Source organism: Mycolicibacterium arenosum, from assembly GCF_024320865.1.
In the GTDB taxonomy this organism is placed as follows: Bacteria; Actinomycetota; Actinomycetes; order Mycobacteriales; family Mycobacteriaceae; genus Mycobacterium; species Mycobacterium arenosum.
On the sequence record NZ_JANDBD010000005.1, the window covers coordinates 189,050 to 213,529 of the forward strand.

28 protein-coding genes are annotated in these 24,480 nt (G+C 67.4%); 17 read left to right on the forward strand and 11 right to left on the reverse strand.

Translation table 11 applies throughout. The annotated features are described in order from the left end of the window. The first annotated feature begins 26 nt into the window (after positions 1-26). Positions 27-527 (forward strand): hypothetical protein, encoded by a 501-nt coding sequence (locus tag NM203_RS14210; RefSeq protein WP_255060625.1) that lies wholly within the window; start codon positions 27-29, stop codon positions 525-527. A 32-nt stretch (positions 528-559) separates the two neighbouring features. Here the strand turns inward: NM203_RS14210 and NM203_RS14215 are convergent, their stop codons facing one another. Further along, on the reverse strand, positions 560-958 hold the full coding sequence (locus tag NM203_RS14215) for a hypothetical protein (protein WP_255060626.1): 399 nt from the start codon (positions 956-958) through the stop codon (positions 560-562). Between the two features lie 188 nt (positions 959-1,146). On the opposite strand from NM203_RS14215, the gene NM203_RS14220 reads away from it, so the two are divergent. After that, positions 1,147-1,653 (forward strand): Rv2253/PknI dimerization domain-containing protein, encoded by a 507-nt coding sequence (locus tag NM203_RS14220; RefSeq protein WP_255060627.1) that lies wholly within the window; start codon positions 1,147-1,149, stop codon positions 1,651-1,653. 21 nt (positions 1,654-1,674) lie between these two features. On the opposite strand, the gene NM203_RS14225 is transcribed toward NM203_RS14220, so the two are convergent. Beyond that, positions 1,675-2,955 (reverse strand): cytochrome P450, encoded by a 1,281-nt coding sequence (locus NM203_RS14225; RefSeq protein ID WP_255060628.1) that lies wholly within the window; start codon positions 2,953-2,955, stop codon positions 1,675-1,677. Between the two features lie 198 nt (positions 2,956-3,153). On the opposite strand from NM203_RS14225, the gene NM203_RS14230 reads away from it, so the two are divergent. Beyond that, positions 3,154-3,747, forward strand: a complete 594-nt coding sequence (locus NM203_RS14230; protein ID WP_255060629.1) for a TetR/AcrR family transcriptional regulator — start codon at positions 3,154-3,156, stop codon at positions 3,745-3,747. A 5-nt stretch (positions 3,748-3,752) separates the two neighbouring features. On the opposite strand, the gene NM203_RS14235 is transcribed toward NM203_RS14230, so the two are convergent. Beyond that, positions 3,753-4,193, reverse strand: coding sequence for an Rv2576c family protein (locus NM203_RS14235; protein WP_255060631.1), 441 nt, complete (start codon positions 4,191-4,193; stop codon positions 3,753-3,755). Next, positions 4,190-4,936 (reverse strand): TetR family transcriptional regulator, encoded by a 747-nt coding sequence (locus NM203_RS14240; protein WP_255060632.1) that lies wholly within the window; start codon positions 4,934-4,936, stop codon positions 4,190-4,192. The genes NM203_RS14235 and NM203_RS14240 overlap by 4 nt, the downstream gene beginning before the upstream one ends. Positions 4,937-5,003: 67 nt before the next feature. Between NM203_RS14240 and NM203_RS14245 the strand changes: the two genes are divergently transcribed. From NM203_RS14245 to NM203_RS14260, 4 genes are read left to right on the forward strand one after another with little or no spacing between them, the layout of a single operon-like run. After that, positions 5,004-5,417, forward strand: a complete 414-nt coding sequence (locus NM203_RS14245) for a nuclear transport factor 2 family protein (RefSeq protein ID WP_255060633.1) — start codon at positions 5,004-5,006, stop codon at positions 5,415-5,417. After that, positions 5,414-6,214 (forward strand): SDR family NAD(P)-dependent oxidoreductase, encoded by an 801-nt coding sequence (locus tag NM203_RS14250; protein WP_255060634.1) that lies wholly within the window; start codon positions 5,414-5,416, stop codon positions 6,212-6,214. Before NM203_RS14245 ends, NM203_RS14250 begins: the two co-directional genes overlap by 4 nt. A 1-nt stretch (position 6,215) precedes the next feature. Continuing rightward, positions 6,216-7,232, forward strand: a complete 1,017-nt coding sequence (locus NM203_RS14255) for a zinc-binding dehydrogenase (protein ID WP_255060636.1) — start codon at positions 6,216-6,218, stop codon at positions 7,230-7,232. Positions 7,233-7,251: 19 nt separating this feature from the next. Next, positions 7,252-7,773 (forward strand): VOC family protein, encoded by a 522-nt coding sequence (locus tag NM203_RS14260; protein ID WP_255060637.1) that lies wholly within the window; start codon positions 7,252-7,254, stop codon positions 7,771-7,773. Positions 7,774-7,894: 121 nt separating this feature from the next. Here NM203_RS14260 and NM203_RS14265 read toward each other — a convergent pair whose 3' ends face one another. Further along, complete coding sequence (locus NM203_RS14265; protein ID WP_255060638.1) at positions 7,895-8,098, reverse strand: cold-shock protein; 204 nt, start codon at positions 8,096-8,098, stop codon at positions 7,895-7,897. A gap of 117 nt (positions 8,099-8,215) precedes the next feature. Further along, entirely contained in the window at positions 8,216-8,932 is a 717-nt protein-coding gene (locus tag NM203_RS14270) for an enoyl-CoA hydratase/isomerase family protein (protein WP_255060853.1), read from the reverse strand. 71 nt (positions 8,933-9,003) lie between these two features. On the opposite strand from NM203_RS14270, the gene NM203_RS14275 reads away from it, so the two are divergent. From NM203_RS14275 to NM203_RS14305, 7 genes are all read left to right on the forward strand, one after another. Beyond that, positions 9,004-10,611: an AMP-binding protein gene (locus tag NM203_RS14275; RefSeq protein WP_255060639.1), complete on the forward strand. Its 1,608-nt coding sequence runs from the start codon at positions 9,004-9,006 to the stop codon at positions 10,609-10,611. A gap of 85 nt (positions 10,612-10,696) precedes the next feature. Continuing rightward, positions 10,697-11,887: an amidohydrolase family protein gene (locus tag NM203_RS14280; protein ID WP_255060640.1), complete on the forward strand. Its 1,191-nt coding sequence runs from the start codon at positions 10,697-10,699 to the stop codon at positions 11,885-11,887. A 52-nt stretch (positions 11,888-11,939) separates the two neighbouring features. Beyond that, a complete protein-coding gene (locus tag NM203_RS14285) occupies positions 11,940-13,391 on the forward strand; it encodes a FadD3 family acyl-CoA ligase (protein ID WP_255060641.1) in 1,452 nt (483 codons plus the stop codon). Between the two features lie 135 nt (positions 13,392-13,526). Beyond that, on the forward strand, positions 13,527-14,426 hold the full coding sequence (locus NM203_RS14290) for an Rv1363c family protein (RefSeq protein ID WP_255060642.1): 900 nt from the start codon (positions 13,527-13,529) through the stop codon (positions 14,424-14,426). Beyond that, on the forward strand, positions 14,423-15,016 hold the full coding sequence (locus NM203_RS14295; protein WP_255060643.1) for a twin-arginine translocation pathway signal: 594 nt from the start codon (positions 14,423-14,425) through the stop codon (positions 15,014-15,016). The genes NM203_RS14290 and NM203_RS14295 overlap by 4 nt, the downstream gene beginning before the upstream one ends. 18 nt (positions 15,017-15,034) lie before the next feature. Further along, positions 15,035-16,051 carry a patatin-like phospholipase family protein gene (locus NM203_RS14300; protein ID WP_255060644.1) on the forward strand — a complete coding sequence of 339 codons (1,017 nt, stop codon included), beginning with the start codon at positions 15,035-15,037 and terminating at the stop codon, positions 16,049-16,051. After that, positions 16,048-16,710, forward strand: a complete 663-nt coding sequence (locus tag NM203_RS14305; RefSeq protein WP_255060645.1) for an IspD/TarI family cytidylyltransferase — start codon at positions 16,048-16,050, stop codon at positions 16,708-16,710. Before NM203_RS14300 ends, NM203_RS14305 begins: the two co-directional genes overlap by 4 nt. On the opposite strand, the gene NM203_RS14310 is transcribed toward NM203_RS14305, so the two are convergent. Then, a complete protein-coding gene (locus NM203_RS14310; RefSeq protein WP_255060646.1) occupies positions 16,694-17,407 on the reverse strand; it encodes an IspD/TarI family cytidylyltransferase in 714 nt (237 codons plus the stop codon). The two genes, NM203_RS14305 and NM203_RS14310, sit on opposite strands and share 17 nt — an antisense overlap. A gap of 350 nt (positions 17,408-17,757) precedes the next feature. Here NM203_RS14310 and NM203_RS14315 point away from each other — a divergent pair, with 350 nt between their 5' ends. Beyond that, on the forward strand, positions 17,758-19,038 hold the full coding sequence (locus NM203_RS14315; protein WP_255060648.1) for a low temperature requirement protein A: 1,281 nt from the start codon (positions 17,758-17,760) through the stop codon (positions 19,036-19,038). Between the two features lie 32 nt (positions 19,039-19,070). Further along, on the forward strand, positions 19,071-19,490 hold the full coding sequence (locus NM203_RS14320) for a ChaB family protein (protein WP_255060649.1): 420 nt from the start codon (positions 19,071-19,073) through the stop codon (positions 19,488-19,490). On the opposite strand, the gene NM203_RS14325 is transcribed toward NM203_RS14320, so the two are convergent. After that, the gene (locus tag NM203_RS14325) at positions 19,487-20,758 is read right to left on the reverse strand and encodes an MFS transporter (RefSeq protein WP_255060854.1); all 1,272 of its coding nucleotides are present in this window, start codon (positions 20,756-20,758) and stop codon (positions 19,487-19,489) included. The genes NM203_RS14320 and NM203_RS14325 overlap by 4 nt on opposite strands. A gap of 155 nt (positions 20,759-20,913) precedes the next feature. Between NM203_RS14325 and NM203_RS14330 the strand changes: the two genes are divergently transcribed. Continuing rightward, a complete protein-coding gene (locus NM203_RS14330; RefSeq protein ID WP_255060650.1) occupies positions 20,914-21,645 on the forward strand; it encodes a MerR family transcriptional regulator in 732 nt (243 codons plus the stop codon). A 3-nt stretch (positions 21,646-21,648) separates the two neighbouring features. On the opposite strand, the gene NM203_RS14335 is transcribed toward NM203_RS14330, so the two are convergent. Genes NM203_RS14335 through NM203_RS14345 form a run of 3 tightly spaced genes read right to left on the reverse strand, consistent with a single transcriptional unit; the run spans position 21,649 to position 24,475 of the window. After that, positions 21,649-22,449 carry an ABC transporter permease gene (locus NM203_RS14335; RefSeq protein ID WP_255060651.1) on the reverse strand — a complete coding sequence of 267 codons (801 nt, stop codon included), beginning with the start codon at positions 22,447-22,449 and terminating at the stop codon, positions 21,649-21,651. After that, positions 22,449-23,288 carry an ABC transporter permease gene (locus NM203_RS14340; RefSeq protein WP_255060652.1) on the reverse strand — a complete coding sequence of 280 codons (840 nt, stop codon included), beginning with the start codon at positions 23,286-23,288 and terminating at the stop codon, positions 22,449-22,451. The genes NM203_RS14335 and NM203_RS14340 overlap by 1 nt, the downstream gene beginning before the upstream one ends. Further along, positions 23,285-24,475 (reverse strand): ABC transporter substrate-binding protein, encoded by a 1,191-nt coding sequence (locus NM203_RS14345; RefSeq protein ID WP_255060653.1) that lies wholly within the window; start codon positions 24,473-24,475, stop codon positions 23,285-23,287. Before NM203_RS14345 ends, NM203_RS14340 begins: the two co-directional genes overlap by 4 nt. Positions 24,476-24,480 lie beyond the last annotated feature (5 nt).

Genomic DNA, 24,480 nt, shown 5'->3' on the forward strand with positions numbered 1-24,480 from the left:
GACGGTGATATTCACGAGGAGATGACATGTCGGTAGTCAGCGCGCTGCGGTCAGCGGCAGCCTGGGGCGGGGTACTGGTGATGGCCGCGTCGTCAATGGCGCTCGCCCCGAGTGCGAATGCCAACGCCGAAATGCGGCTCGGCAATTACGAAGTCGCCAACAACCGATGGAACGACCACACCTGGATCTGGTCGGTGACGCATTCGTGCGGAGCGCCCGACTGCGCAACCTTCTTCGTCGACCCCGTCATCAATCCGGAAACACCCAACCTCAACGTGATCGCGATTCCTCGACCGCCCAAGAGTCAGCGGTTCCAGAACACCGCGTTCTGGGCCGACGGTAGGTACACGCTGACGGTCGACGTCATCGACGGGGTGCGTTGCATCGGCTACAACCTGCCGTCCCACGACGTCTACTCCTGGGATGCGGTGTCGCTGGCCGGCACCATCACGTCGACGTACAACGCGGGATGCTACGGAGCGCCGGGAGGTACCAGCACGTACACGTTCTCGCTGATTCCGTTCTGAGCCGCAGGACGATTCGTCGGCGGCGCGGACGATCAGATGTCGCCGCGCGTCCAGGTGGAGGCGCCGTTGCGGGCGTCGCAGGACAGGAACAGGCCGTCCGGAGCCTGCGCCATCTCGCCGTCGCGACCCGAGCAGTTGCTGCCCTCGATCTTGACGCCGCGGAGTTCGGTGGACCGGAACCAGCGTGGCTCGTACCGCCGCGGCGATCCGCAGAACACCACTCGGCCCCACGACGTCACGCCGAAGGCGTAGTAGGTGGTGTTGGTGCACGGTGCGCCCAGCACGGCGCCGGGTTGGATGCCCGGCACGCACGAGGGATCGTTGCACTCGGGCACAGGTGCGCCGGGATCCGGTGGCTCGGCCGCTACGGGGGGCGCTGAAAGCACGGCGGCGGCCAGCAGGGCAGCCGCGGCAGACAGGGCGATTCGCACGACATCCACTGTCGCACATGGGAGAGCGAAATTCTCCTCTTCCGAGAAGATCCCCGGCTCCCACGCCCGCACGCGGCCCGTGACCGGCTCCGCCTACGGTGCTGGATTCCCTCGTCTAGCTGCGGGTTGGGGTGTTAATGTGCACGGTGAGAACGACATTGCCGCCATGGAGACCCAAGGAGCAGTTCATGGGCGTAGTCAGAGTGATCGCGGCGGCGGCGATGCTCGCCACCGCACCGGTGCTGACGGCGCCGACGGCCGCCGCCGAGTACGAGCAGTACGCTCCCAACGGGACGTACTACGTCGTCTCGAACGGAGAATGGGCCCGGACGAACGATCGATACCAGGACGAACCGTCGGTCAGGAGCACCTGGACCGTCAACACCACCTGCACCAGTGCGTTCACCTGTGCGGGAAAGGTGACCAGCAGCCTCGGCTGGACTGAGGACATCTACAAGACCAACGATTCATGGTATGTCAAACACTATGTGTCCGACTGGATTCCGTGCCCCGACGGCACCAGGGGACCCGGCCTGCAGGTGTACCGCTTCTACTCCGCCGACGAAGAGGGCATGAAGACCGACAACACGGACCTGTACGTCGGCGAGGATCAGACGACCGGTGAGAGCGGTGCGTGCGGCAGGAACAAGTCCGTCGTACTCACCCTGCCCGTGAAGATCAGCCGGATCGCCTGACCGCGCCGGGGGGCACCCCCGTCAGCTGACGGGGGTGAACCTGATGTTGATCTCGGTGAGCCCGCGCAGGATGAACGTCGGCTCGTAGGTGTAGTTGCGATCGCCGGCCGGACCGTGCTTGTCCTCGTCGATCGTGATGTCGGCCATCCGGTCGAGGATGCGTTCGATCGACACCCGGCCTTCGACTCGGGCGAGCGGCCCGCCGGGGCAGGAGTGCACGCCGCGGCCGAACGCGATGTGCTCGCGGACGTTCTTGCGGTCGAGGTCGAACTCGTGCGGGTTCTCGAAACGGCCGGGATCGCGGTTGACCGCACCGGGGCACACCATCAACGTCGTGCCCGCGGGCACGTCCAGATCGCCGACCGTGGTGTTCTTCTTGGCGAGCCGGAACTGGCTCTTGACGGGCGCGTCCATGCGCAGCGATTCCTCGACGAACACCGGGATGCGGCTGCGGTCGTCGCGAAGCGCCTGCTGGACGTCGGGACGGTCGCCGAGCACCTTCATCGACGCCGACAGCAGCTTCGTGGTGGTCTCCTGACCCGCGGCGAACAGGAACGTCGCCGACCGCGCGACTTCGAGCACCGGCGGCACGGAACCGTCGGGGTAGTTGGCGGTTGCCAGCGCGGTGAGGACGTCGTCGCGCGGATTGGCGCGGCGGTCTTCGAGATAACCGACGAACTTCTCGTCGAGCCACTCGAGCGGATTCAGGCCCACCAGGTCGGTGTGGTCGAGTGAGCCGACGATGGCGCCGGGGCGCGGGGAGCCGAGCACGATGCGGAACTCCTCGTGGTCCTGCTCGGGAACCCCGAGCATGTCGGCGATCACCAGCAGCGAGAAGGGCTTGGCGTAGGCGGAGAGGAATTCGCACGACCCGTTGGCGACGAAGTCGTCGAGACACTCATCGGCCAGCCGCCACATGAAGTCCTCGTTCTCCTTCAGCCGGCGCGGCGTGAGCAACCGGTTGAGCAGCGAGCGGGCGTTGGTGTGGTCCGGCGGGTCCATGGTGACCATGTGCTCGAACATCGGCATCTGCGAGCGGTGTGCGGCGATCTGCTCGGTGATGTCGTCGCCCTCCGGAGTGAACGGCAGCGGCGGAAAGGGACCCGCGACCGCGATGCACGACGAGAACGTGTCGGTGTCCTTCAGCACGACGGCGGCCTCTTCGTATCCGGTGATCGCCAGAACGCCGTAGTTGGGTTCCTTCACGATCGGGCACTTGCCACGGAGGTGGTCGAAGTAGGGGTGCGGGTCGGGGACCAGCGACGGGTCGGTGAAGTAGTCGACGGTGTCGAAATCGGTCATCTGGTGGTGCGTCCCTTCGGGGCGGTCGTCAGGCGTACTGCGGCGGTCGGCATCGATCGATGGGCTGAAAGTGCTGAGCGCCTGCTTAGCATGACGTACTGTCGTTGTCGTGGTCAAGGTCACAGCACTTAGCTGCGGCTAAGATTCCCGACGACCTCGGGATCGTCGGAACTCGACACGCGAACGGATGGGGGGGAGATGACTTCTCCACGAAGGCTCGGTGCGCCCGATGCGAAGAACCGCGTCGTCCTCCTCGATGCCGCCGAGCAGTTGATGATCGACGAGGGCTACGCCGCGGTGACGTCCCGGCGCATCGCCGAGAAAGCCGATCTGAAGCCCCAATTGGTGCACTACTACTTCCGCACGATGGACGACTTGTTCCTCGCGCTGTTCCGGCGACGTGCCGAGCAGGGGATGGCCGCGCAGGCGCTGGCGTTGGAATCCCCCCAACCGCTGTGGGCGCTGTGGCGGTTCATGACGGATCCCTCGGCGACCCGCCTGACGCTGGAGTTCATGGGCCTCGCCAACCATCGAAAGGCGTTGCACGCCGAGATCGCCGTGTACGCCCAACGGGCGCGCGAGGAGCAGACTAAAGCGCTCACGACGATTCTCGAGCGGTACAGCATCGACATGTCCGACGTGCCCGCGGTGGTGTGGACGTTCTTCGCGACCGGCGCCTCGCAGGTGCTGGTCTTCGAGCGCAGTCTCGGCATGACCGAGGGGCACACCGACATCCTCAAGTTCCTGGAAGACCAGATCCGCGCCCTGGAGGGCGACCCGATCCAGTCCTGACGTCGCTACCAGTGCCGAATGGAGCAGAGCGCGCCCTTGGGCCCCTGATTGGTCGCCACGACCACGCCGTCGACCGCCAGCACGCAGTGGAAGTTCGGGCGCTGCGGTGAGTCGAGACTGGTGGCCGTCACCATCGCCCACTGGTCGGGGTTGGCCAGCATCACGTCCAGCGTCCACATCTGGTTCGGTCCCAGGTCCGCTTCCACGTTCGGGCTGTAGAGATACGGATTGTGGCTGTACTCCGCGAAGTTGGGCGGGTCGACGTCCCGGTAGTAGATCTCGGCGCCGGCGTACGGAGTCTCGGTGAAGACCGTGTACTTGACGTGGCGCAGCGGCGGCTCCGCCGCGGCGGACGGTGCACCGACCCCGGTGATCAGCAGCGTTGTCGCCAGGACGGCACCGACGAGCGCCCGTGCGGACACGGCGAGACCACGCGTGAACATCATTTCCGAATTTTAGAACGACGTTCGCGTGGGCGGGTCCGTTTGGCCGCGAACGCCGGGTCGTCGGCTGCGTCGTCCCGGCTCGGCGGCGCTATCGAGTACCCCGCCACCAGAGCGCCGATGTCGCGGCCGACGACGTCGGCGAACGATCGAGTCCCGTAGGCACCGGCGGCCCACTTCCGAGCCCCCTCGGACACCAGCGACTGCGCGACTCCCGCGAGGTGCGCCACGTCTGCCGCGCCGAGGTGCGCGGGTAGCTTGCCGTCGGCCCTGGCGCGTTCGAACAGTGCGCCGAACAGGTCGCCGGTCCACTCGGGGCGGGTGGTTCCAGGGGAGCCCTCGCCGACGACGCGGCGGTAACCCTCGACGATCGTCCGGATGATGAGTTCCGGGGTGTTGCGGCGCATGTGGGACTCGAGGCTCGTCAGTGCGGCCGCGATGACATCGGCGAGCTCGTAGGGGCGGTCGAGGAGCGGCAGCGTCGCCGCGTACGCCGCCTCCCTGGAGACGGCGACGAACTCGAAGAGCACGTCCTCCTTGCGCGGAAAGTAGAAGTAGAACAACGCCTTCGACACCCCGGCGGCGCGGCAGATGTCGGCGACCGTCGTCTCCTGGTATCCGTTCGCCCGCCACAGCATGAACGCCGACTCCACCAGCGCCTGCTTCGTCTGGTGGGCGCGCGCCTGATGGAACGAGGCGCGACGTTGACCACGGTCAGCTTCGCCGTTGCGCGCAGTTATCGCCATGTGAGCCGCTTTCCAGGTCCAGTTCAGTGTTGACCGAAGTCTAATTTATCGTTTAGCGTCGGGAGCCGTGCATCCTGATGAAGCTGAGATCATCAAGGTTCTGACGAGATACGCCACCGGAATCGACTTCTGCGACTGGCCGCTGTTCCGGTCCTGCTGGACCGATGAGGTCGACCTCGATTACGGCGACGTCGGCCACTTCACCGACCCGGATGCGTTCACGCAGTTGTTCTCTCAACTGCACGATCCGATGGGGCCCACGTACCACCGGCTGTCCAATTTCGTCGTCGAGGTCGGCGGCGACACCGCGACGGCGCGTACCTACGTCCGGGCGGTGCTGATGATGACCGACGACCCGAACGCGCAGTGGGTCGAGGCGGTCGGACACTACGACGACGTACTGGCCCGCACCGCCGACGGTTGGCGCATCCGCAAGCGAGTGACCAGGACACCGCGGATCACGACCGGGGGCGGCGCGTGACCGAGTTCGCGGCGAAGTACGGCCGCTGGGCGATCGTCGCGGGCGCGTCCGAGGGGATCGGCGCGTGTCTGGCCGACGAAATCGCCTCACGCGGAGTGGATCTGGTGCTGATCGCGCGCAACGGCGCACTCCTCGACAACGTCGCCGCCGGGGTGCGCTCGCGGCACGGCGTCGAGGTTCGGACCCTGGTGCTCGACCTGACCGTCGACGACGTCGCCGAACGCGTTGCGGCGGCGACGCACGGCCTGGAGATCGGCCTGCTGGTCTACAACGCGGGCGCGTCGGACCGCACCTCGGAGTTCCTCGACAACGAGATCGACTACTCGCTCAAGCAGATCAAGCTCGACGTCGTCGGTCCCGTTGCGTTGGCGCGGCACTTCGGCCCGGCGATGCGGGACCGCGGCAGGGGCGGCATCGCGATCGTCGCGTCGCTGGCGTGCGTGGCGGGGTCGGCGACGCTCGCGATGTACTCGGGGGTGAAGGCGTTCCAGCACAACTTCTCCGAAGGGCTGTGGGCGGAGTTGGCGCCGCACGGCGTCGACGTCGTGTGCACGCCGCTCGGGATGACCTGGACGCCGGCGCTGGAGCGGATGGGCGTCGAGCGCGACGAGGCCGCGCAGATGACCGCCGACGACGTCGCGCGCGAGATCGTCGAGCACATCGGCGACGGTCCCGTGTACGTCGTCGGCGAGCACAACCGGGCCATCGCCTCGCAGGTCTGGACCATCGATCGGCGTGCGCTGGTCACGATGATGAGCGCTGCGTCCACCGACTTCGCGGCGAAGCGGAGGGGCTGACGTGCGTGCTGTCGTGTTGCGGCACAACGAACTCGAGGTCCGCGAGACGGCCGACCCCGTACCCGGTCCGGGCGAGCTGCTGATCACACCGTTGTCCGCCGCGATCTGCGCGTCGGACGTGCACTACATGGACCATCCGAACTCCGCCGAGCGCTTCGTGTGGGACGCCGACCGCGACACCGTGATGGGTCACGAGTTCATCGGCGAGGTGGTGGGGCACGGACCGGGCTGCTCCGAGGAGTTCCCCGTCGGGTCGCGGGTGACGAGCATGCCGATCCTGATCCGCGCGGGTGTCGAGCCGCTCGTCATCGGACACCACCCGGATGCGCCCGGCGCGTTCGGCGAGCTGATGATCGTCTCGGAGATCATGTCGCGGCCCGTCCCGGACGGTGTTCCGAACGACGCCGTGGCGCTGGTGGACGCCTTCGCGGTCGGCGAGTTCTACGTGCGCTGCTCGGGCGTCGGACCCGGCGACCTGCCGCTGGTCATCGGTGCCGGCGCCATCGGGCTGTCCGCGGTCGCCGCATTGAAGGCCCGCGGGGTCGGACCGATCGTGGTCGCCGACTTCAGTGCCGACCGACTGGCCTACGCGGCGACCTTCGGTGCCGACGTGCTGGTCAACCCCGCTGACCGCAATCCCTACGACGTCTATCGGGAGACGTTCCACGCCAACCACATTCAGACCCCGCAGGTCATCTTCGAGTGCGTCGGCGCCAACGGACTGCTGCAGCAGGTCGTCGACTCCTGCGAGTTCATGGCGCGCGTTTACGCCGCGGGAGGCTGGTACGACGCGGGCACCATCGACTGCACCGCCGCCACGCACAAGGGCATGACGATGCAGTTCGGCGGGGGACCACTGCCGCAGGACTGGTACGGCACGCTCGACGCCGTCGCCGACGGCAGGCTGGATCCGCTGCCGAGCATCGGCCGGACCATCGGCCTCGACGACGTGCCCGACGCGATCGATCAGGTGCGACGCTCGCAGGGGCCGCCCCGCGTCGTCGTCCATCCGGGCTGACGAAAGGACCCGTCCCGCAATGTCTCCCATCCTGCCCGGCCCGATCAAGCAGATCGGTTACGTGGTCACCGACCTGGACGCCGCCATCGCGGACTGGCTGGCGCTGGGTGTCGGGCCGTGGTTCGTCATGCGCGGGCTACAGCAGACCGTGCGCTACCGCAGTGAGCCGTGTTCGGTGACGCTGTCGCTGGCGTGGGCCAACAGCGGCGACATGCAACTCGAGCTGATCCACCAGACCGACGACACTCCGAGTGTCTTCACCGAGTTCCTCGCTGAGTACGGCCCCGGATTCAACCAGCTGTGCTGGTGGACAGACGATTTCGACGCCACGATGGCAGAGGTCCGGGCCGCCGGTTGGCCGGTGGTCTGGGAGGGCGGTGAGGGTGAGAGCGTGCGGTTCGCCTACGCCGAGCCGCCCGTCGGCGCGCCGATCGCGGAGATCACCGCCCGCACCGACGCGACCGTCGGCCTGGCCGAGCTGGTGCGCTCGGCTGCGGCCGATTGGGACGGCAGCGACCCGATCCGCGTGTTGATGGGCTGATTTTGCGTTTGCTCACCGAGAAATGAGCACGGAATTGCGTTTGCTGGAGGCGCAAAAAAATTCTGCGCCGCTGGATTTCGCATGAGCGATTTCGACAGCGGCGCAGAACCGTTTTACTGCTCTAGATCGTGGTGACGCTGGAGGCCTGCGGGCCCTTGGCGCCTGCGGTGACCTCGAACTCGACGCGCTGGTTCTCGTCGAGCGAGCGGTAGCCTTCGCTCTTGATCTCGGAATGATGGACGAACACGTCCTCGGTCCCGCCGTCCGGGGTGATGAAACCGAAGCCCTTATCGGCGTTGAACCACTTGACAGTGCCTTGCGTCATGCTGATTTTCTACTTTCTTGATTTTCCTCGGCCGACATAGAAAGCCGACCGTGTACGCAGTCTATCAGTGATTTTGCCGGTCCAATTCTCTGCGACCGTGTGAAAACATCCGACCCGTTATTTCGGGCGATTCATCACCTTGTCGGCAGCGGCCCAGTGCGCGTCGTCGACCCACAACCGCGCGAACGCCGCGACGGCCTCCTCGGGCGATGCCCCCGACACGACGCGTTTGATCTCACCCGCGGCGCGGTGCGCCAACTTGCGCGCGACGGTGCGCCACGCGTCCTCGAACTCGGCGCGCGGCACGACGCGCTGCACGAGGCCGTCGCGCTCGGCCTCGGCCGCGGTGAGGATCTGGCCGGTGCCGGCTAGCAGAAGCGCCGTGCTTCGGCCCACCAGTGCGGCGAGTCGCTCCGCGCCACCCCATGCGGGCATGATCTCGAGCGCCACCTGGTTGAAGCCGATCTTGACGTCGTCGGCGGCGATCCGGATGTCGGCGGCCACCGCGACTTCGGCGCCACCGCCGAGCGCGTGCCCGTTGAGCGCCGCCAGTACCGGGCCGGGGAACGCCGCGATCCGATCGCACACGCCCCGCATGCGTCGGGCCATCGCCGCGGCGTCCTCCTCGGTGCGCAACGCGGCGAGCTCCTTGAGGTCGCCGCCGGAGACGAACGCCTTGTCACCCGCGCCCTTGATGACCAGCGCGCTGGCACCGGTGGCGCCGTCGAGGGCCTCGTCGAGACGGTCCATCGTCTCCAGCGAGATCGCGTTCCGCGCGTGCGGCCTGTCGATGGTCACGACCGCCAACCCGTCCTCGATCTCGAGACGGACCATCGGGCTGCTCGCCAAGTCGTTCTCCCTTTGCGGTATTGGCATTCTCGTTTCGGGAGAATAGCATCATCGGAGTGTCTAACCGGGCGTACTGGAGCACCCTCCGGACCATCCCAGCAGACCTGGTCGCCAGATACGAGGCCGAGGGGTGGTGGACCCCCGACACCCTCGGTGACCTGGTGGCACGGGGGTTGGCCGCGGCTCCCGAGGCAGGTTTCCACGTGCACTCGGAGGTGCGGCCGTACACCGGGACCTTCCGCGACGTCGAGGCCGTGGCACGCCGGCTCGCCGCCGGACTGCGCGAGCGCGGGGTGGGCGCGGGCGACGTCGTCGCGCTGCAGTTGCCCAACTGGATGGAGGCGGCCGCCGCGTTCTGGGCGTCCGCGCTGCTGGGCGCGGTCACCGTGCCGATCGTCCATTTCTACGGGCGCAAGGAGGTCGGGCACATCGTCGCGGCCGCGCGGCCGAAGGTGTTCGTCACCACGCCGGAGTTCGGGCGGATGGCCTACCAGCCCGATCTCTGCGCGGACGTGCCGATCGTCGTCCTGGTGAACGGCACCGCAGAACGCGGCAACGAGGCGGCGTTCGACGACGTCCTCGCCGACGAGCCGATGGCGGGGACGCTGCGCACCGACGCCGCCGCGCCTGCCCTCATCGCCTTCACCTCGGGCACCACGCGTGACCCCAAGGGCGTCGTGCACAGTCACCAGACCCTGGGGTTCGAGACCCGTCAGCTGCTGGCCAACTACCCGGCCGATCGAGGGCGGCAGCTCACCGCGACGCCCGTCGGGCACTTCATCGGAATGCTCAGCGCGTTCCTCATCCCGGTGCTCGAAGGTGCGCCGATCGACCTCGCCGACGTGTTCGATCCGACGGCGGTGCTGGCCCTGATGAAGTCCGACGGCATCACGATCGGCGGTGGCCCGCCGTACTTCGTCACCAGCCTGCTCGACCATCCCGACTGCACCGACGAGCACCGGCAGCACATCAAGACGTGCGGGCTCGGCGGGTCGACGGTGCCCGCGGCGGTCACCCGGCGGCTGGCCGACTACGGCGTCTTCGTGTTCCGCTCGTACGGCAGCACCGAGCACCCGTCGATCACCGGTTCGGGCGCCGACGCCGCCGAGGACAAGCGGCTCTACACCGACGGCAACGCTCGGCCGGGCGTGGAGCTGAAGCTCACCGACGAGGGCGAGATCGTGAGCCGCGGGCCGGATCTGTGCCTCGGCTACACCGACCCCGAGCTGACGGCGAAGGCGTTCGACGCCGACGGCTGGTACCACACCGGCGACATCGGCGTGCTCGACGAGGACGGCTACCTGACGATCACCGACCGCAAAGCCGACGTGATCATCCGCGGCGGCGAGAACATCAGCGCGCTCGAGGTGGAGGAGGTGCTGCTCGCCATGCCGGAGGTCGTCGAAGCCGTGGTCGTGGCGGCCCCCGACGAGCGGCTGGGGGAGCGCACCGCCGCGGTGTTGAGGCTGCGCGCGGGTGCGTCGATGCCCACCCTCGAGGCGGTGCGCGCGCACTTCGACGCCTCCGGCGTGGCCCGGCAGAAATGGCCGGAGGAACTGCACGAGGTGCCGGCGGACACCGATTTCCCCCGTACCGCGAGCGGGAAGGTCCAGAAGTTCCGCGTCCGCCAGGACATCCGCGGCCGGGCCGCGGGCCGTGAGTGAGAACCTCGTTACCACTACGACCGAAAACCTTGTTACGGTGGCAGCAGGAGAATAGGATTCTCGCAAGAGGATAAGGAGTATTCCAATGGGTCAGCTTTCACACCGAGTCGACATCCCGTTTCCGCTCTTCGACGCGGACAACCACCTCTACGAACCGCCTGAGGCGATGACCAAGTTCCTCCCCAAGGAGTACAAGGACATCGTCCAGTACGTGGAGATCAACGGCCGCACCAAGATCGCCCTGAAGGGCCAGATCAGCAACTACATCCCGAACCCCACGTTCTCCGTGGTCGCCCAGCCGGGCGCCTGGGAGGAGTACTTCAAGTTCGGCAACCCCGACGGCAAGAGCAAGCGCGAGCTGTTCGGCGAGCCGATGCGCGCCATCCCGGCGTTCTTCGAGCCCGGCCCGCGCATCGAGAAGATGAACGAGCTCGGCCTCGATCGCACGCTCATGTTCCCCACGCTGGCCAGCCTCATCGAGGAACGGCTCAGCGACGACCCGGTCGCCATCCACGTGATCGTGCACGCGCTCAACGAGTGGCTCGACGAGGTCTGGGGCTTCAACTACCAGAACCGGATCTTCACCACACCCGTCATCACGCTGCCCATCGTCGAGAAGGCGATCGAGGAGCTGGAGTGGGCGGTCGCTCGCGGTGCCCGTGCCATCCTGATCCGCCCCGCGCCGGTCCCGGGGTTCCGCGGCCCGCGGTCCTTCGCGCTGCCGGAGTTCGACCCGTTCTGGGAGCGCTGCGTCGCCCACGACGTGTTCGTCGGCATGCACTCGTCCGACAGCGGCTATTCGCGTTACACCTCGGAATGGGACGGTGCGGCGCAGGAGATGCTGCCGTTCCAGACCAATGCGATGTCCATCCTCAACGAGTGGCGCCCGATCCAGGACGCGGTCGCCTCCTGGGTGATCCACGGCGCGCTCTTCCGGCACCCGAAGCTGAAGGTCGGCATCGTCGAGGCCGGCTCCAAGTGGATGTTCCCGCTGCTCGACTCCATGGCCGAGGTCTGGAAGAAGGCGCCGGAGGCGTTCCTGGGCAATCCCATCGAGGAGATCAAGAACCGCATCTACGTCAGCCCGTTCTACGAAGAGGGCATCGACGACCTGATCAACCTGATCGGCGTCGACCAGGTGCTGTACGGCTCCGACTGGCCGCATCCCGAGGGCCTGGCCGAACCGACCCACTACGTCACCGCCCTCGAGCACCTGTCGATCGACGATCAGGCGAAGATCATGGGCGGCAACCTGGGTCGCCTCGTCACCACGTGACACTCGCTGTGACGACCAAGGGCGCCCAGCGCCCGTTGAGGAGCAGCGACATATGACCTGGCGGACCATCCCCGAGATGGTCCTGAGCGCAGCGGACCGGTTCGGCGACGCCGAGGCCGTCGTCGACGGTTCGCTGCGGCTGTCCTTCGCCGAGGTCGCCGATCGCATTCGCACGGCGGCGGGCGCGTTAGCCGCCTTCGGGGTGCGCAAGGGCGATCGCGTCGCGCTCTGGGCGCCGAACTCGGCGGAGTGGATCGTCGCAGCGTTCGGCGTGATGACCGCGGGCGGTGTGCTGGTGCCGGTCAACACCCGATTCAAGGCCGACGAGGCCGCCGACGTGGTGACTCGCAGCGGGGCGAAAGCGGTACTCGTCCAGCGGGGCTTCCTCGGTGACGACTACGCGATGGCACTCGACGTACCGACGATCGACCTGAAGTCGGACTTCCTCACCAGCGCAGCGCCTTTCGATCGCGCGCCGGCCGAATGGCTGGCCGGTGACGACGTGTCCGACGTCATCTACACCTCGGGCACGACCGGCAGGCCCAAGGGCGCGATGCTCTGTCACTCGCAGACCCTGCGGATGTACGAGGAGTGGGCGACGCTCGCCGACCTGCGCGAGGGCGATCGCTACCTGATGATCAACCCGTACTTCCACACCTTCGGCCTCAAGGCGGGTCTGGTCGCCTCGTTCCTGCGGGGTGCGACGATGCTGCCGGTCGCGGTCTTCGACGTCGACGCCGTGGTGGATCTGATCGAGCGCGAGCGCATCACGATGCTGCCGGGTCCACCGACGTTGTATCACTCGCTGCTGACGGTGGCCGACAAAGACAGGCTCGCGTCGCTGCGCGCGGCCGTCACGGGAGCCGCCGACATCCCCGTGGAACTCATTCGGCGTATCCGCGACGAGCTGCCCTTCCAGTCGTTGATGACGGGCTACGGCCTGACCGAGGCGGGCAATGTCACGCTCTCGCGGCCCGGCGACAGCGCTGAAGACGTCGCTACCACCGCGGGTGTCCCGTGCGAGGGCGTCGAGGTCCGCATCGCCGACGACGGCGAGGTGCTCGTGCGCGGGTACAACGTCATGCGGGGCTACCTGGACGACGCGGCGGCGACGGCCGAGGCCATCGATCCGGACGGGTGGTTGCACACCGGCGACCTCGGCGAGTTCACCGCGACTGGCCGGTTGCGCATCGTCGGCCGCAAGAAGGACATGTACATCGTCGGCGGTTTCAACGCCTATCCGGCCGAGATCGAGGGCTTCCTGCTGCAGCACCCCGCCGTCGCGCAGGCCGCGGTGATCGGTGTGCCCGACGACCGGATGGGCCAGGTCGGTAAGGCGTTCGTGGTCCTCCGCGACGGTGCCAGCACGCAGTCCTCAGCCGATGAGCTCATAGCCTGGTGTCGTGACCGAATGGCCGGTTACAAGGTGCCGCGCTATGTAGAGTTCCTCGACGAACTGCCGATGAACGCGACGGGCAAGGTCGTCAAGGACCGATTGCGCTAGCGGCACGTACAGCGCGGAAATAGCATTTCCGCAGGAAAGAACGCTGAATGGGCCCGTTGGCCGATGGGGTATCGTCGGGTCGATAGCGAAAATTGAAAACGCCATTCTCATCTCAGCATCCTGGAGGCCTCTTCCGTGACCAACGCCGACGACGCCCTCGCCGCGGCCGAAGCGGCCGAGGCGGAGGCCGCTGAAGCAGAGGCAGTGGTCGTCGCCGCACGGGCTCGAGCGCGAGCGCTGCGGTTGCGCAGGGAAGCCGACGCCGCGGCCGCGAAGACCGAAGCCGCGGAGAGCGAGGCCACCGGCACCGGGGCCACCGACGTGGTGTCCTCGACGGTCTCCCTGGACAAGCCGAGCGCGATCTCGCTGGACAAGTCGAGCGCGATCTCGCTGGATGAGTCGAGCGCGACCACCGAGGTCGACACGTCATCGGAGACGCCGGTCGTCGAGACGTCCGATGCCGATGTCGAGACGACCGATGCCGTGCCTTCGGCCGACCCCGACGTCGTCGATACGCCGATGCGACGGCGGTTTCGCCGCCGCCCGCCTGCGGCGTTGTGGAAAGTGGCCGCGACGGTCGTGTCCGCCATCGTCATCGTCGGACTGCTGGCCCTCAGTGCCGCGATGTACGTCAGCCACCGGAACGTCCAGACGCAGCAGCGGAAGTCCGCAGAGTTCGAGGCCGCGGCGCGACAGGGTGTGGTGACCCTCATGTCGCTCGATCACACCAGGGCGCAGCAGGACGTCGACCGGATCATCGCCATCACGACGGGTGACTTCAAGAAGGACTTCGAGAGCCAGGCCGCGGACATGGTCACGGTGGCCGTGCAGAACAAGGTCGTCACGACGGTCACCGTCAACGCGATCGCCGTGCAGAAGATGACCGACGACACCGCCACCGTGGCGATCGCCGCGATCTCGACGGTGTCGAACACCGCCAGCGAGAAACAGGAACCGCGAGCGTGGCGGCTGTCGGTCGACGTGGCCCGCGACGGCGACCAGATCAAGCTTGCGAAAGTCGAGTTCGTGCCGTGACCGAAGACAACGACACTCTGACCACCGACGTCGACGACACCGCGGCCGTCGATGAAGACACCGTGCAGAACGCGGACGAGGGAACCGCGGCAACCGGACGGTCGTCACGGCGGCTCATCCTGCCGATCGCGCTGGCCGTCGCGCTCCTCGCCTCCGCCGCCCTGGCGGCCTGGTTCTACTTCGCGACCTACCAGCCGGATCAGAAGGTCGATCAGGCGGTCGCCGCCCGCGTCATCCAGTCCGCGTCCGATGGCGCCGTCGCGCTGCTGTCGTACACGCCGGAGACGCTGGACGAGGACTTCACGGCCGCCAAATCGAAGCTCACCGGCGAGTTTCTGAACTACTACACGCGGTTCACGCAGGAGATCGTGACCCCGGCGGCCAAGCAGAAGTCCGTGAAGACGTTGGCCGTGGTGGTGCGCTCGGCACTGTCGAACCTGGAACCGACGAAGGCCCAAGTGCTGCTGTTCATCAACCAGCAGACGGTCAGCAAGGAGAACCCCGACGGCTCGTTCACCGCGAGCAGTGTCAAGGTCGAGTTGACCAAGGTCGGAAACGACTGGTTGATCTCGTCCTTCGACCCGGTGTAAACCCCCTTCGCACCCGTCATGCCCCGCACACCCAAGCGCGCCGACCTGGTGCTGTCGGGCGGTGGTGTGAAGGGCGTCGGGTTGGTCGGCGCGGTTGTCGCGCTGATGGACGCCGGCTACGCCGTGCAGCGGGTCTCGGGGACCTCGGCCGGGTCCATCGTGGGTGCCGTCGTCGCGGCTGCAGCGCAGTCGGGCAAGCTCACCGGATCCGACGTCAAAGAGCTTGCGCTGCAGCTCGACTACCGCAGGTTCACCGATCCCGGCACGCTGGAGCGGGTACCTCTCCTCGGACCGTCGCTGGCCCTCGTCAGGGGCAACGGCATCTACCGGGGTGACTACGCCCGCGACTGGGTGCACGACCAACTGCGAGGCCTCGGTGTCACGACGTTCGGCGACCTCGCGATCGACGACGACGAGTTGCCGCCCGAACAGCGGTACCGCCTGGTGGTCACGGTCTCCGACGTCACCACGGGTCAATTGGTCCGGCTGCCATGGGATTACCGTCGGGTGTACGGGCTCGACCCCGACGAGCAGTCGGTCGCCGACGCCGTGCGCGCCTCGATGTCGATACCGTTCTTCTTCCGTCCGGTGACGTTGACCAGCGCCGCGGGGCTCACCTCCACGCTGATGGACGGCGGGCTGCTGTCGAACTTCCCGATCGACTCACTGGACCGTCGCGACGGCGGCGCACCCCGGTGGCCGAGTTTCGGCGTCACGGTCCTGCCGAACCTGCCGCAGGGCAACGACAGGTTGATCCCGGCCCTCGACGCGCTGCGGTGGCTCGGTCCGCCGCGTGTGCTCGAGGACGTCATCACGACGGTGCTGGTGGGTCGGGATCAGGCCTACCTCAGTCAGCCGTGGGTCAGTGCCCGCACCATCCGGGTCGACTCCACCGACGTCGGATTCCTCGACTTCGACATCTCCGATGCCGACGTCGAGGCGCTCTACGCGAAGGGGTACGCCGCGGGCCGAGACTTCCTGTCGACGTGGAACTGGGCGGCGTATCGGCGCCGGTTCCGTTCGGCGGGAACGTGACCGAGCGCTCGGCACCGGAACTCTCCGCGGTCCTTCCCCTGTCGCTCGAACTGAACCCGGAGTCGGCCTGCGTGCCGATCGCCGGACAGGCGTCGGTGGTGCGTGCGCTGGGTGCGCTGCACCGAGTGGTCGCGTCCCGCATCGTGGTGGCCGTCGCCGAGCCCTTCCGGGCGGCTGTCACCGAACTCGTCGGTTCGTTGTGCGTCGTCATCCCCGTCGATCCGGCGGGCGATTGGCGCGCGTCGACCCGTGCGGGGCTGGATTATCTTGCTGCGCAGTCGCTCTCGCCCGTTCTCCTGCACGACTGGCGGCATCCCCTCGTCCCTCCCGACGTGACCGACCGCGTCGTCGCGGAGCTGACGGCCGGTCACCGGGTCGTGGTACCGGTGACGGCGGTGACCGACAGCGTCAAGGAGGTCGACGCCGACGGCGCGGTGATCGCGACCGTCGACCGCTCGACGCTACGCAACGTTCAGTACCCGCGCGGTTTCGCCGCAGCGACGCTGGCCGACCTCCTGACCCGCGGCGCGGACCCCGTCGCGGCCGCTCTGGACGCCGGCGAGTCCGTCGTGACGGTCGACGGTCACGCAGACGCGGGTCGCTTCACCCTACCCGCCGACGCCGCACTGCTGGAGGCGATCATCACCAGCCGTCGGTGACGCGGCCGCTCAGCAGCCGGTCGGCGACCAGCACGTCGGGGGCGAACGTCACCTTGAAATTGGCTGCCGCGCCGTCGAAGACGTGAACGGCGATATCGGCGAAGCGCTCGATGCACGATGCGGTGTCGGTGCCCTCGAAACCCGCAGCGTCGGCTGCGCGGTAGGCGTGCAGCAGCGGGCGCGCGAGAAACGCCTGCGGGGTCTGCACGCGCACCAGCGGACCGGCTGCGGTGAGGCCGTCGGCGGTGACGCGCATGGCGTCGTACGCCGGGACGCCGGGAATCGCGCCGCCGTGGGCGCGGGCCGTCGCCAGCGCGGTGCTCATCAACCCGGAATCGGCCAGCGGGCGGGCGGCGTCGTGGATCAAGACGACGTCAACGGAACCGGAGTCGACGGCGTCGGCCAGATACTGCAGCAGGTTCCATTCGGAGCCGTGCCTGGTCTCGCCACCCTCGACGAATTCGATTGCGGTCGAGGGCAACTCGGTGGAGAGCGTACCGGCGATGAGATCGAGCTCGCCGCGCCGGTACACCACGACGGTGCGGTCGATGTCGGGTGTGCGCGCCACCGCCTCGACCGACCAGGACACCATGCTGCGGCCCGCCAACCGGAGGTAGGCCTTGTTGCCGTCCGCGCCGACGCGGGTCCCCATCCCGGCGGCGAGCACCACGCCGACGGCACCGGCCCGATCGCTCATGGCGTTCACGCTAGCGCGCGGCGCCGCCGAACCGAGCCGGACGCGGGTCGCGGCCGGGGCGCCCCCTCAACGCCCCGGCCGCGCGCAAGGCGTCAGTCTTCGACGTGACGCTCGTAGTCCCACTCCTCCAGACGGCTCTGCACCTGGAAGACCGTGATCGCGGTCAGCACCGCGACGGCGGTCAGCACCGCCGCGATCAGGCCGCTCACGGGCGGGTCCCGATGGAAGCGAAGTTCGTCATGAACCGATGGTCCATCCGCGCTGCGCAGAGCACACGCGTAGCGCACTACCTGCTTCAGCGGGCGATTACGCGACCCGGTACCGTCACCGCGGCTGGAGGGAGTAGGAACATGAGCGATCCCGGAGATGGCGCCGGCCGTCCGCCGACCGGTGTCACAGCGCATCGTCTGACGCCGATGACGGGCCGGGACCCCGACGAGCACCATCGTGCCGCCACCCCGCTGGAGCTGTTGTTCGACCTGACCTTCGTCGTGGCGTTCGGGATCGCCGCGTCCGAACTGGCGCACGCACTGGCCGCCGGGCACGTCGGCGTCGGGGTGACCGCCTTCCTGTTCGCGACCTTCGCGGTGTGCTGGGCCTGGATCAACTTCACCTGGTTCTCCTCGGCCTACGACACCGACGACTGGATCTACCGACTCGCGACCATGGTGCAGATGGTCGGCGTGGTGATCCTCGCGCTCGGCATACCGGAGTTCTTCGCGTCGATCGAACACGGTGAGCGGCTGCACAACGAGGTCGTCGTCGCCGGCTACGTCGTCATGCGAATCGCGTTGGTGGGGCAGTGGTTACGCGCGGCGAAACAGGATCCCCAGCACCGGTCGGCGGCTCTGACGTACGCAGGAGTCATCACGGTCCTGCAGATCGGGTGGATTGCGACGATCTTCCTGCCGCTGACGGTGGTCCCCGGACTGATCGCCTTCGCCGTGCTCGCCGTCCTCGAGATGCTGGGGCCGTGGCTGGCCGAGCGGCGGAACGTGGTCACGCCGTGGCACGCGCACCACATCGCCGAACGGTACGGACTGCTCGCGATCATCGCGCTCGGTGAAGGCGTGGTGGGCACGGTGGCGTCCCTGACCGCGGTTGTCCAGGAGCACGGCTGGACCACCGACGCCGTCTTCCTGGTCGTCGCCGGAACCGGGCTGACCTTCGCCCTGTGGTGGGTCTACTTCGCCGTGCCCGCAGCCGACCTGCTGCACGCGCGCCGAGAGCGGTCGTTCGCCTTCGGCTATGTGCACATTCCGCTGTTCGCCGCGATCGTCGCCACCGGTGCCGGCCTGCACACGGCGGCCTACTACGTCGAGGGGCATTCGGACATCGGTTCGATCGGCACGGTGTTCTCGGTGGTGATTCCGATCGGGGTCTTCGTCGCGCTGGTCTACGTCGTCTACGCGCTCATGGTGAAGACGTGGGATGCCTTCCACCTGGTGCTGCTCGCGCTGACCGGCGCGGTTCTCGTCGGGGCGGTGGTGGCCGCCGCCGCGGGCGTGCCGATGGCGGTCTGCCTGCTCATCGCGACGGCGGCCCCGGTGGTCAGCGTCGTCGGCTTCGAATGGATCGGGCACCGGCACGCCGCCGCCGCCATCGAGGCCCGCCTGTCCGACGCGCACTGATTCGGCGCCTGCTCGCAGGGTATGCCGACGTCATGCCCAAGACCGGAAAAGGCGGCCGAGCCAAGAAGTCCGAGTTGCCGAGCACGTTGCGCAAGTCACCGCCGAAAGCGCAGCGCACCTTCGCCAAGGCCCACGACGCGGCCGAGGAGCAGTACGGCGATCCGGAGCGCGCCCACCGAGTCGCGTTCAGCGCCGTCAAGCACAGCTTCGAGAAGGTCGGCGATCACTGGGAACCCAAGGACGAGAAGGGCCCCTCCGACGAGCGCGCTGAGATCGGCGGGCTCAGCGGCAGGGGCGACTCGGAGGAGGGCGTCGACGCCAACGCGACCAAGAAGCACCTGATGGACCTCGCTCGCCGTCTCGACGTCGCGGGTCGATCGTCGATGAGCAAGGCCGAGCTGGTGGACGCGATCAAGAAGGCCAACCGCAGGGAGACCGCGCGGCGGCGTTAGCGGTTCTCGAAGAACTCCAGCAGTGAGCGCTCCTCGTCGGTCTGCGGGGCGGCCCGCATCGACTTCAGCGCCTTGCGCCGGGTGATCACGATGCCGACGATCGCGAACACCCAGATCACGTACTGCACCGTCCACGCCACGCGGAACGACTCGAACGAGAACCCGCCCGCCGCATCGAGAATCAGCCCCATCGCCTGCATGACGAGCAGCGAGGCGATGAAGCCGCCCATGTTGACCATGCCCTGCGCGGTGCCCAGCGTCGCACTGGGATTGAACGTGCGGGCGAAGTCGAATCCGACCATCGACCCCGGCCCGCCGACCGATATCACCAGGATGAGCACCAGCAGCAGCCACAGGGGCGCCCGATCGGGGAGCGCCAGCACCACCGACCAGGCCAGCGCGTTGCTCACGATGATGCCCAGCACGATCCAGGACCGCCGGTGCGGATAACGTCCGGTCACCAGGCCGATCAGGATGCCCGACGAGATCGCGGCGACCACCGATGCCGTGAGGAGACCGCCGGTGACCGCCGTCGACAGTCCCTGTGCCACGGTCAGATACGGCACACCCCACATCAGCGCGAACACCGTGACCGAGAACTGCGTGCCCATGTGGGTGAAGAAGCCGAGTCGGGTTCCCGGTCGCAACCACACCGTCTTGACGCTGGCGAGCGTCGCCCGTATCGACATCGTCTCGGCCGCGACGACGCGGCCGCTCGGGGTGTCCTTGACCACGATCAGCGCGAGCACCGCGCCGAGTGCGCCGAGCGCCGCGACGGACAGGTAGGCGCGCGCCCAGCCGGTCCCCGTCAGCAGCGCGAGGAACGGGATCGCCGAGAGCACCTGCCCGAGTTGGCCGCAGATGCCGGTGAGCTGCGTCAGCAGCGGCACCCGTCTCGGAGCGAACCAGTGCGGCACCAGGCGCAGCACCGAGATGAAGGTGACGGCATCGCCGAGCCCGACCACGGCGCGCGCCCCGATGGCCAGGGGGAGGGACGTCGTGAGGGCGAGCGCGAACTGGCCGGTCGCCATCAGCAGTGCGCCCGCGACGATCAGTGTGCGTGACCCGAACCGGTCGAGCAGGACGCCCGCGGGGACCTGAGCGGCTGCGTACACGACCACCTGCAGAACCACGAACGTGGAGAGCACACTCGGGGTCGCAGCGAACCTGTCCGCGGCGTTGAGGCCGGAGACGCCGAGCGTCGTGCGATCCAGAACGGCGACGATGTAGGCCAGTAGCCCCGTCGCCCAGATGATCCACGCGCGCACTTGACGCATGCTCTCCTACGGATAGGCTCCAGCGCTAATCGATTACGGGTCCGTGTTGTTCTCGCAAACATCCGCTACGGGTTACAGTAAGCATCGTGCCCAGTAGCGAGAACTGCCTTCCCGCATCCTGACCATAAGTTAGGTTATAAATCTAGTTGGCTGACTACCGGTTGAGCGAACTGGCCACCGCGTCCGGAGTGAGCGCCCGCAACGTCAGGGCGTATCGCGAACGCGGCTTGCTGGATCCGCCGCGGCGCGAGGGGCGCGCCGCCTTCTACGACGACCACCACCTGGCTCAGCTCAGGACGATCAACGAGCTGCTGGGCAAGGGTTACACCTCGGCGCACATCCTCGAGTTCTTCGAGTCCATGCGTCGAGGCCACAATCTGGCCGACATCCTCGGCCTCCAGCAGGCTCTCTTCGGTGAGACCGTGCACCCGAGGGAGCGCGACGGCACGGGCAATGTGGACCCGACCGATGCCGACGTACGCCGACTCGTGGACAGGGGCCTCGCGCAGGAGGACGGCGGCGAACTGCAGTGGCGGGACGCCAGAACCGCGGACATCCTCGCCGGCGTCGAGGACCCGCGCGATTACCTGAAGACGATGCTGCGGGTGTCGGACGGCACCGCCGCGCTGCTCGACGACGTGGCCGTGGCGGTGGTCGACGCGCTCCGCGCCGGTGTCGTGGAGCGTTTCGGGCCGAAGTACGTGCCGATGCCGGACGACATGGCCGAGTTGGAACAGATGGTGCGGGACTACCGGAAGCTGGCGACCAGGGTGATCGCCGTCCATCTCAACACGTCGCTGCGTAGGCGGCTGGTGCAGGCGATGTCCGATTACACAACCGACATCATCGCGAGCGAGGACGACGCGGCGTCGCTGTGAGCGTCACACTCTGGTGGTGGCGGGGTCGCCGCCGAAGCGCTGCGCCAGCCACACCGGGATGATCGCGACGATGGTGAGTGCGGCGGCGACGACGTTGATGACTGGGGCCTGATTGGGGCGGAACAGGTTTCCGAAGATCCAGATGGGCAGCGTCTGCACTGACGGCCCCGCGGTGAACGTCGTCACGACGATCTCGTCGAAGCTCAGGGCGAACGCCAGGATCGCGCCGGCGACCAGGGCGCCGCGCATCATCGGGAAGGTGACGTAGCGGAACGTCTGCCACGTCGTCGCACCGAGGTCGGCCGACGCGTCCTCGAGATGCGTTCCCAGCCTGCGCAATCGGGCCTGGGTGTTGTTGAACACGATGACGACGCAGAACGTCGCGTGTCCGATGATGACGGTGGCCAGTCCGAGCGTGACGCCCAGAGCAGAGGTGAAGGTCGCGTTCAGTGCGATGCCGGTGACGATGCCGGGCAGGGTGATCGGCAGCACGATCAGAAAGCTGATGGTGTTGCGGCCGAAGAAGTCGTACCGCTGGACGGCGAACGCGGCCATGGTGCCCAGCACCAGAGCTATCGCGGTGGCCCCGAGCCCGACCACGACCGAGTTGGCCAACGACTCCCACATTCCGTCGCTGTTCCAGGCGACACTCCACCAGCGCAGGGTGAATCCGCTCGGAGGAAAAGCGAACGTGCGTGATGCGTTGAACGCGTTGAGCACGACGAGCAGCAGCGGTGCGTAGAGGAACACCATCACCAGTGCGGCCCACACCGTCAGGGCCCGACGGCCGCCGGGGGAGAGCATCAGACGTTCTCCAATGCGCCGGTGCGCCGCATCGCGAAGAGGTACAGCACGATGGCCGTCAACGGGATCAGGGACAGCGCCGCCGCCATCGGCTGGTTGTTCGTGATCTTCTCGTAGATGAGGTTGCCGAGCAGTTGGTTCGTACCGCCGACGATCTGCACGGTGATGTAGTCGCCGAGCGATAGCGAGAACGTGAAGATCGAGCCTGCCGCGATACCGGGGAACACCAACGGCGCCAGTACTCTTCGCAGGGTGGCGCCATCCGACGCCCCGAGGTCCGAGCTGGCGTCGATGAGGTTGTCCGGCACCCGCTCGAAGGCCGCGAACACCGGGATGACCATGTACGGCAACCACAGGTAGGTCAGCGTGATGACGGTCGCGGTCAAGCCGTAGCCGGGCGTGTACCCGGTACCCCACTGCAGCGGGCCCTCCGGTGAGAGCAGTACGCGCCACGCGTAGGCCTTCACCAGATAGCTCGCCCACAGCGGCGTGGTCACCGCGACCACCAGGGCCAACCGCAGGCGTGGCGAGGCCACCTTGGCCATGAACAGGGCGAGCGGCACCGCGAGGACGATGCAGCAGGCGGTCACCAGTGCGGCGACACCGATGGTGCGCAGGGTCACCACGCGGTACACGTCCTCGGTGAACAGCCTGCTGACGTTGTCGACCGTCAATGTGTGCACCACCGCCCCGGTGAACGCGTTCTTGCTCCAGAACGCGGAAACCAGAAGCACCGCAAGCGAACCCAGGTACGCCACCACCAGCCAGGCCATGGGCGGAACGAGCAGGAAGGCGAGCGCCGCCCTACGGCCGACCGACCGCGGTGGCGCTACCGTCACCCCTTGATCTGCTGCCACTTGTCGACCCACTCGTCGTAGGTCGTACAACCGTCACCGCTGCCGTCGACGCACTGCTTCTGCGGTGTGGTCCAGTAGTGGATCTTCTCGGCGTAGTCCGGGTCGGTCGCGTGGTAGATCTCGCAGAAGTCCTTCTCGGCGGTGAGGTCGCAGGACTTGGTCTGCGCGGGTGCCTCACCGAAGTACTCGGCCACCTGGGCGTTGACCTCGGGGGACGCGATCCAGTCCATCCACTTGTACATGCAGTTGGGATGCGCGGCCTTCGACGAGACCATCCAGGTGTCCGACCATCCGGTGGCGCCCTCCTTGGGCAGCACGGTGTTGACCTGAACCTTGTTGTCGGCGCCGATGGTGTTGGCGATGACCTGCCACGTCGTGCCGATCACCGAGGTGCCGGACTCGAAAGCCTGCACCTCCTTGGTGTAGTCCGACCAGTACTCGCTGATGTTCTCGCGCTGCGCCTTGAGCAATTCGACTGCGGCGTCGAGCTGTTCGGGCGTCAGCGAGTAGGGATCCTCAATGCCCAACTCGGGCTTGGTCTTCGAGAGGTACAGCGCGGCGTCGGCGATGTAGATCGGTGAGTCGTACGCGGTGACCCTGCCCTTGTACTTGCCCGCATCGGTGAACACGGCGCCCCAGGAGTCGGGCGCGTCGGTCACGACCGCGATGTTGTACATCAGCAGGTTGGCACCCCACCCGTGTGGGATGCCGTACATCTGGCCGTTCACCGAGTTCCACGGCCGATCCTTGAGGAACTCCGAGATCGTCGCGTAGTTGGGCACCAGGTTGGTGTCGACGGGAGCGACGTCGCCGGCGTAGATGAGCCGCAGCGTCGCATCACCGGACGCCGAAACACCGTCGTACTGACCGGTTCTCATGAGCTGAACCATCTCGTCGGAGGTGTTGCCGACCTTGACGTTGACCTTGCAACCGGTCTTCTGCTCGAACGGTGTCACCCAGTTGACCGCCGGGTCGTTGGATCCGTTCTCCGCGTAGCCCGCCCACGCGATGAGGTTGAGCTGGCCCTCGCCGTCGCCGACCGACGACTGCGGTTCCATCGACGGCGGGTTCTCGCCGCCGCCCGCCGTGTCCGAGCTGGAACATCCGACGACCAGGGCGGTGCACGCGGTGAGCGCGAAGCCCAGTCGCAGCAGACGTGTGGGTTTCATGGAGA

Bases quoted from the DNA above. Each gene is read 5' to 3' on its own strand.
- NM203_RS14240 (WP_255060632.1), bottom strand. From the start codon at position 4,936: ATGGCGATAACTGCGCGCAACGGCGAAGCTGACCGTGGTCAACGTCGC.
- NM203_RS14310 (WP_255060646.1), bottom strand. From the start codon at position 17,407: ATGAGCGATCGGGCCGGTGCCGTCGGCGTGGTGCTCGCCGCCGGGATG.
- NM203_RS14335 (WP_255060651.1), bottom strand. From the start codon at position 22,449: ATGCTCTCCCCCGGCGGCCGTCGGGCCCTGACGGTGTGGGCCGCACTG.
- NM203_RS14320 (WP_255060649.1), top strand. From the start codon at position 19,071: ATGCCCAAGACCGGAAAAGGCGGCCGAGCCAAGAAGTCCGAGTTGCCG.
- NM203_RS14225 (WP_255060628.1), bottom strand. From the start codon at position 2,955: ATGACCGATTTCGACACCGTCGACTACTTCACCGACCCGTCGCTGGTC.
- NM203_RS14300 (WP_255060644.1), top strand. From the start codon at position 15,035: ATGCCCCGCACACCCAAGCGCGCCGACCTGGTGCTGTCGGGCGGTGGT.
- NM203_RS14285 (WP_255060641.1), top strand. From the start codon at position 11,940: ATGACCTGGCGGACCATCCCCGAGATGGTCCTGAGCGCAGCGGACCGG.
- NM203_RS14230 (WP_255060629.1), top strand. From the start codon at position 3,154: ATGACTTCTCCACGAAGGCTCGGTGCGCCCGATGCGAAGAACCGCGTC.
- NM203_RS14315 (WP_255060648.1), top strand. From the start codon at position 17,758: ATGAGCGATCCCGGAGATGGCGCCGGCCGTCCGCCGACCGGTGTCACA.
- NM203_RS14280 (WP_255060640.1), top strand. From the start codon at position 10,697: ATGGGTCAGCTTTCACACCGAGTCGACATCCCGTTTCCGCTCTTCGAC.
- NM203_RS14270 (WP_255060853.1), bottom strand. From the start codon at position 8,932: ATGGTCCGTCTCGAGATCGAGGACGGGTTGGCGGTCGTGACCATCGAC.
- NM203_RS14260 (WP_255060637.1), top strand. From the start codon at position 7,252: ATGTCTCCCATCCTGCCCGGCCCGATCAAGCAGATCGGTTACGTGGTC.
- NM203_RS14345 (WP_255060653.1), bottom strand. From the start codon at position 24,475: ATGAAACCCACACGTCTGCTGCGACTGGGCTTCGCGCTCACCGCGTGC.
- NM203_RS14220 (WP_255060627.1), top strand. From the start codon at position 1,147: ATGGGCGTAGTCAGAGTGATCGCGGCGGCGGCGATGCTCGCCACCGCA.
- NM203_RS14210 (WP_255060625.1), top strand. From the start codon at position 27: ATGTCGGTAGTCAGCGCGCTGCGGTCAGCGGCAGCCTGGGGCGGGGTA.
- NM203_RS14235 (WP_255060631.1), bottom strand. From the start codon at position 4,193: ATGATGTTCACGCGTGGTCTCGCCGTGTCCGCACGGGCGCTCGTCGGT.
- NM203_RS14265 (WP_255060638.1), bottom strand. From the start codon at position 8,098: ATGACGCAAGGCACTGTCAAGTGGTTCAACGCCGATAAGGGCTTCGGT.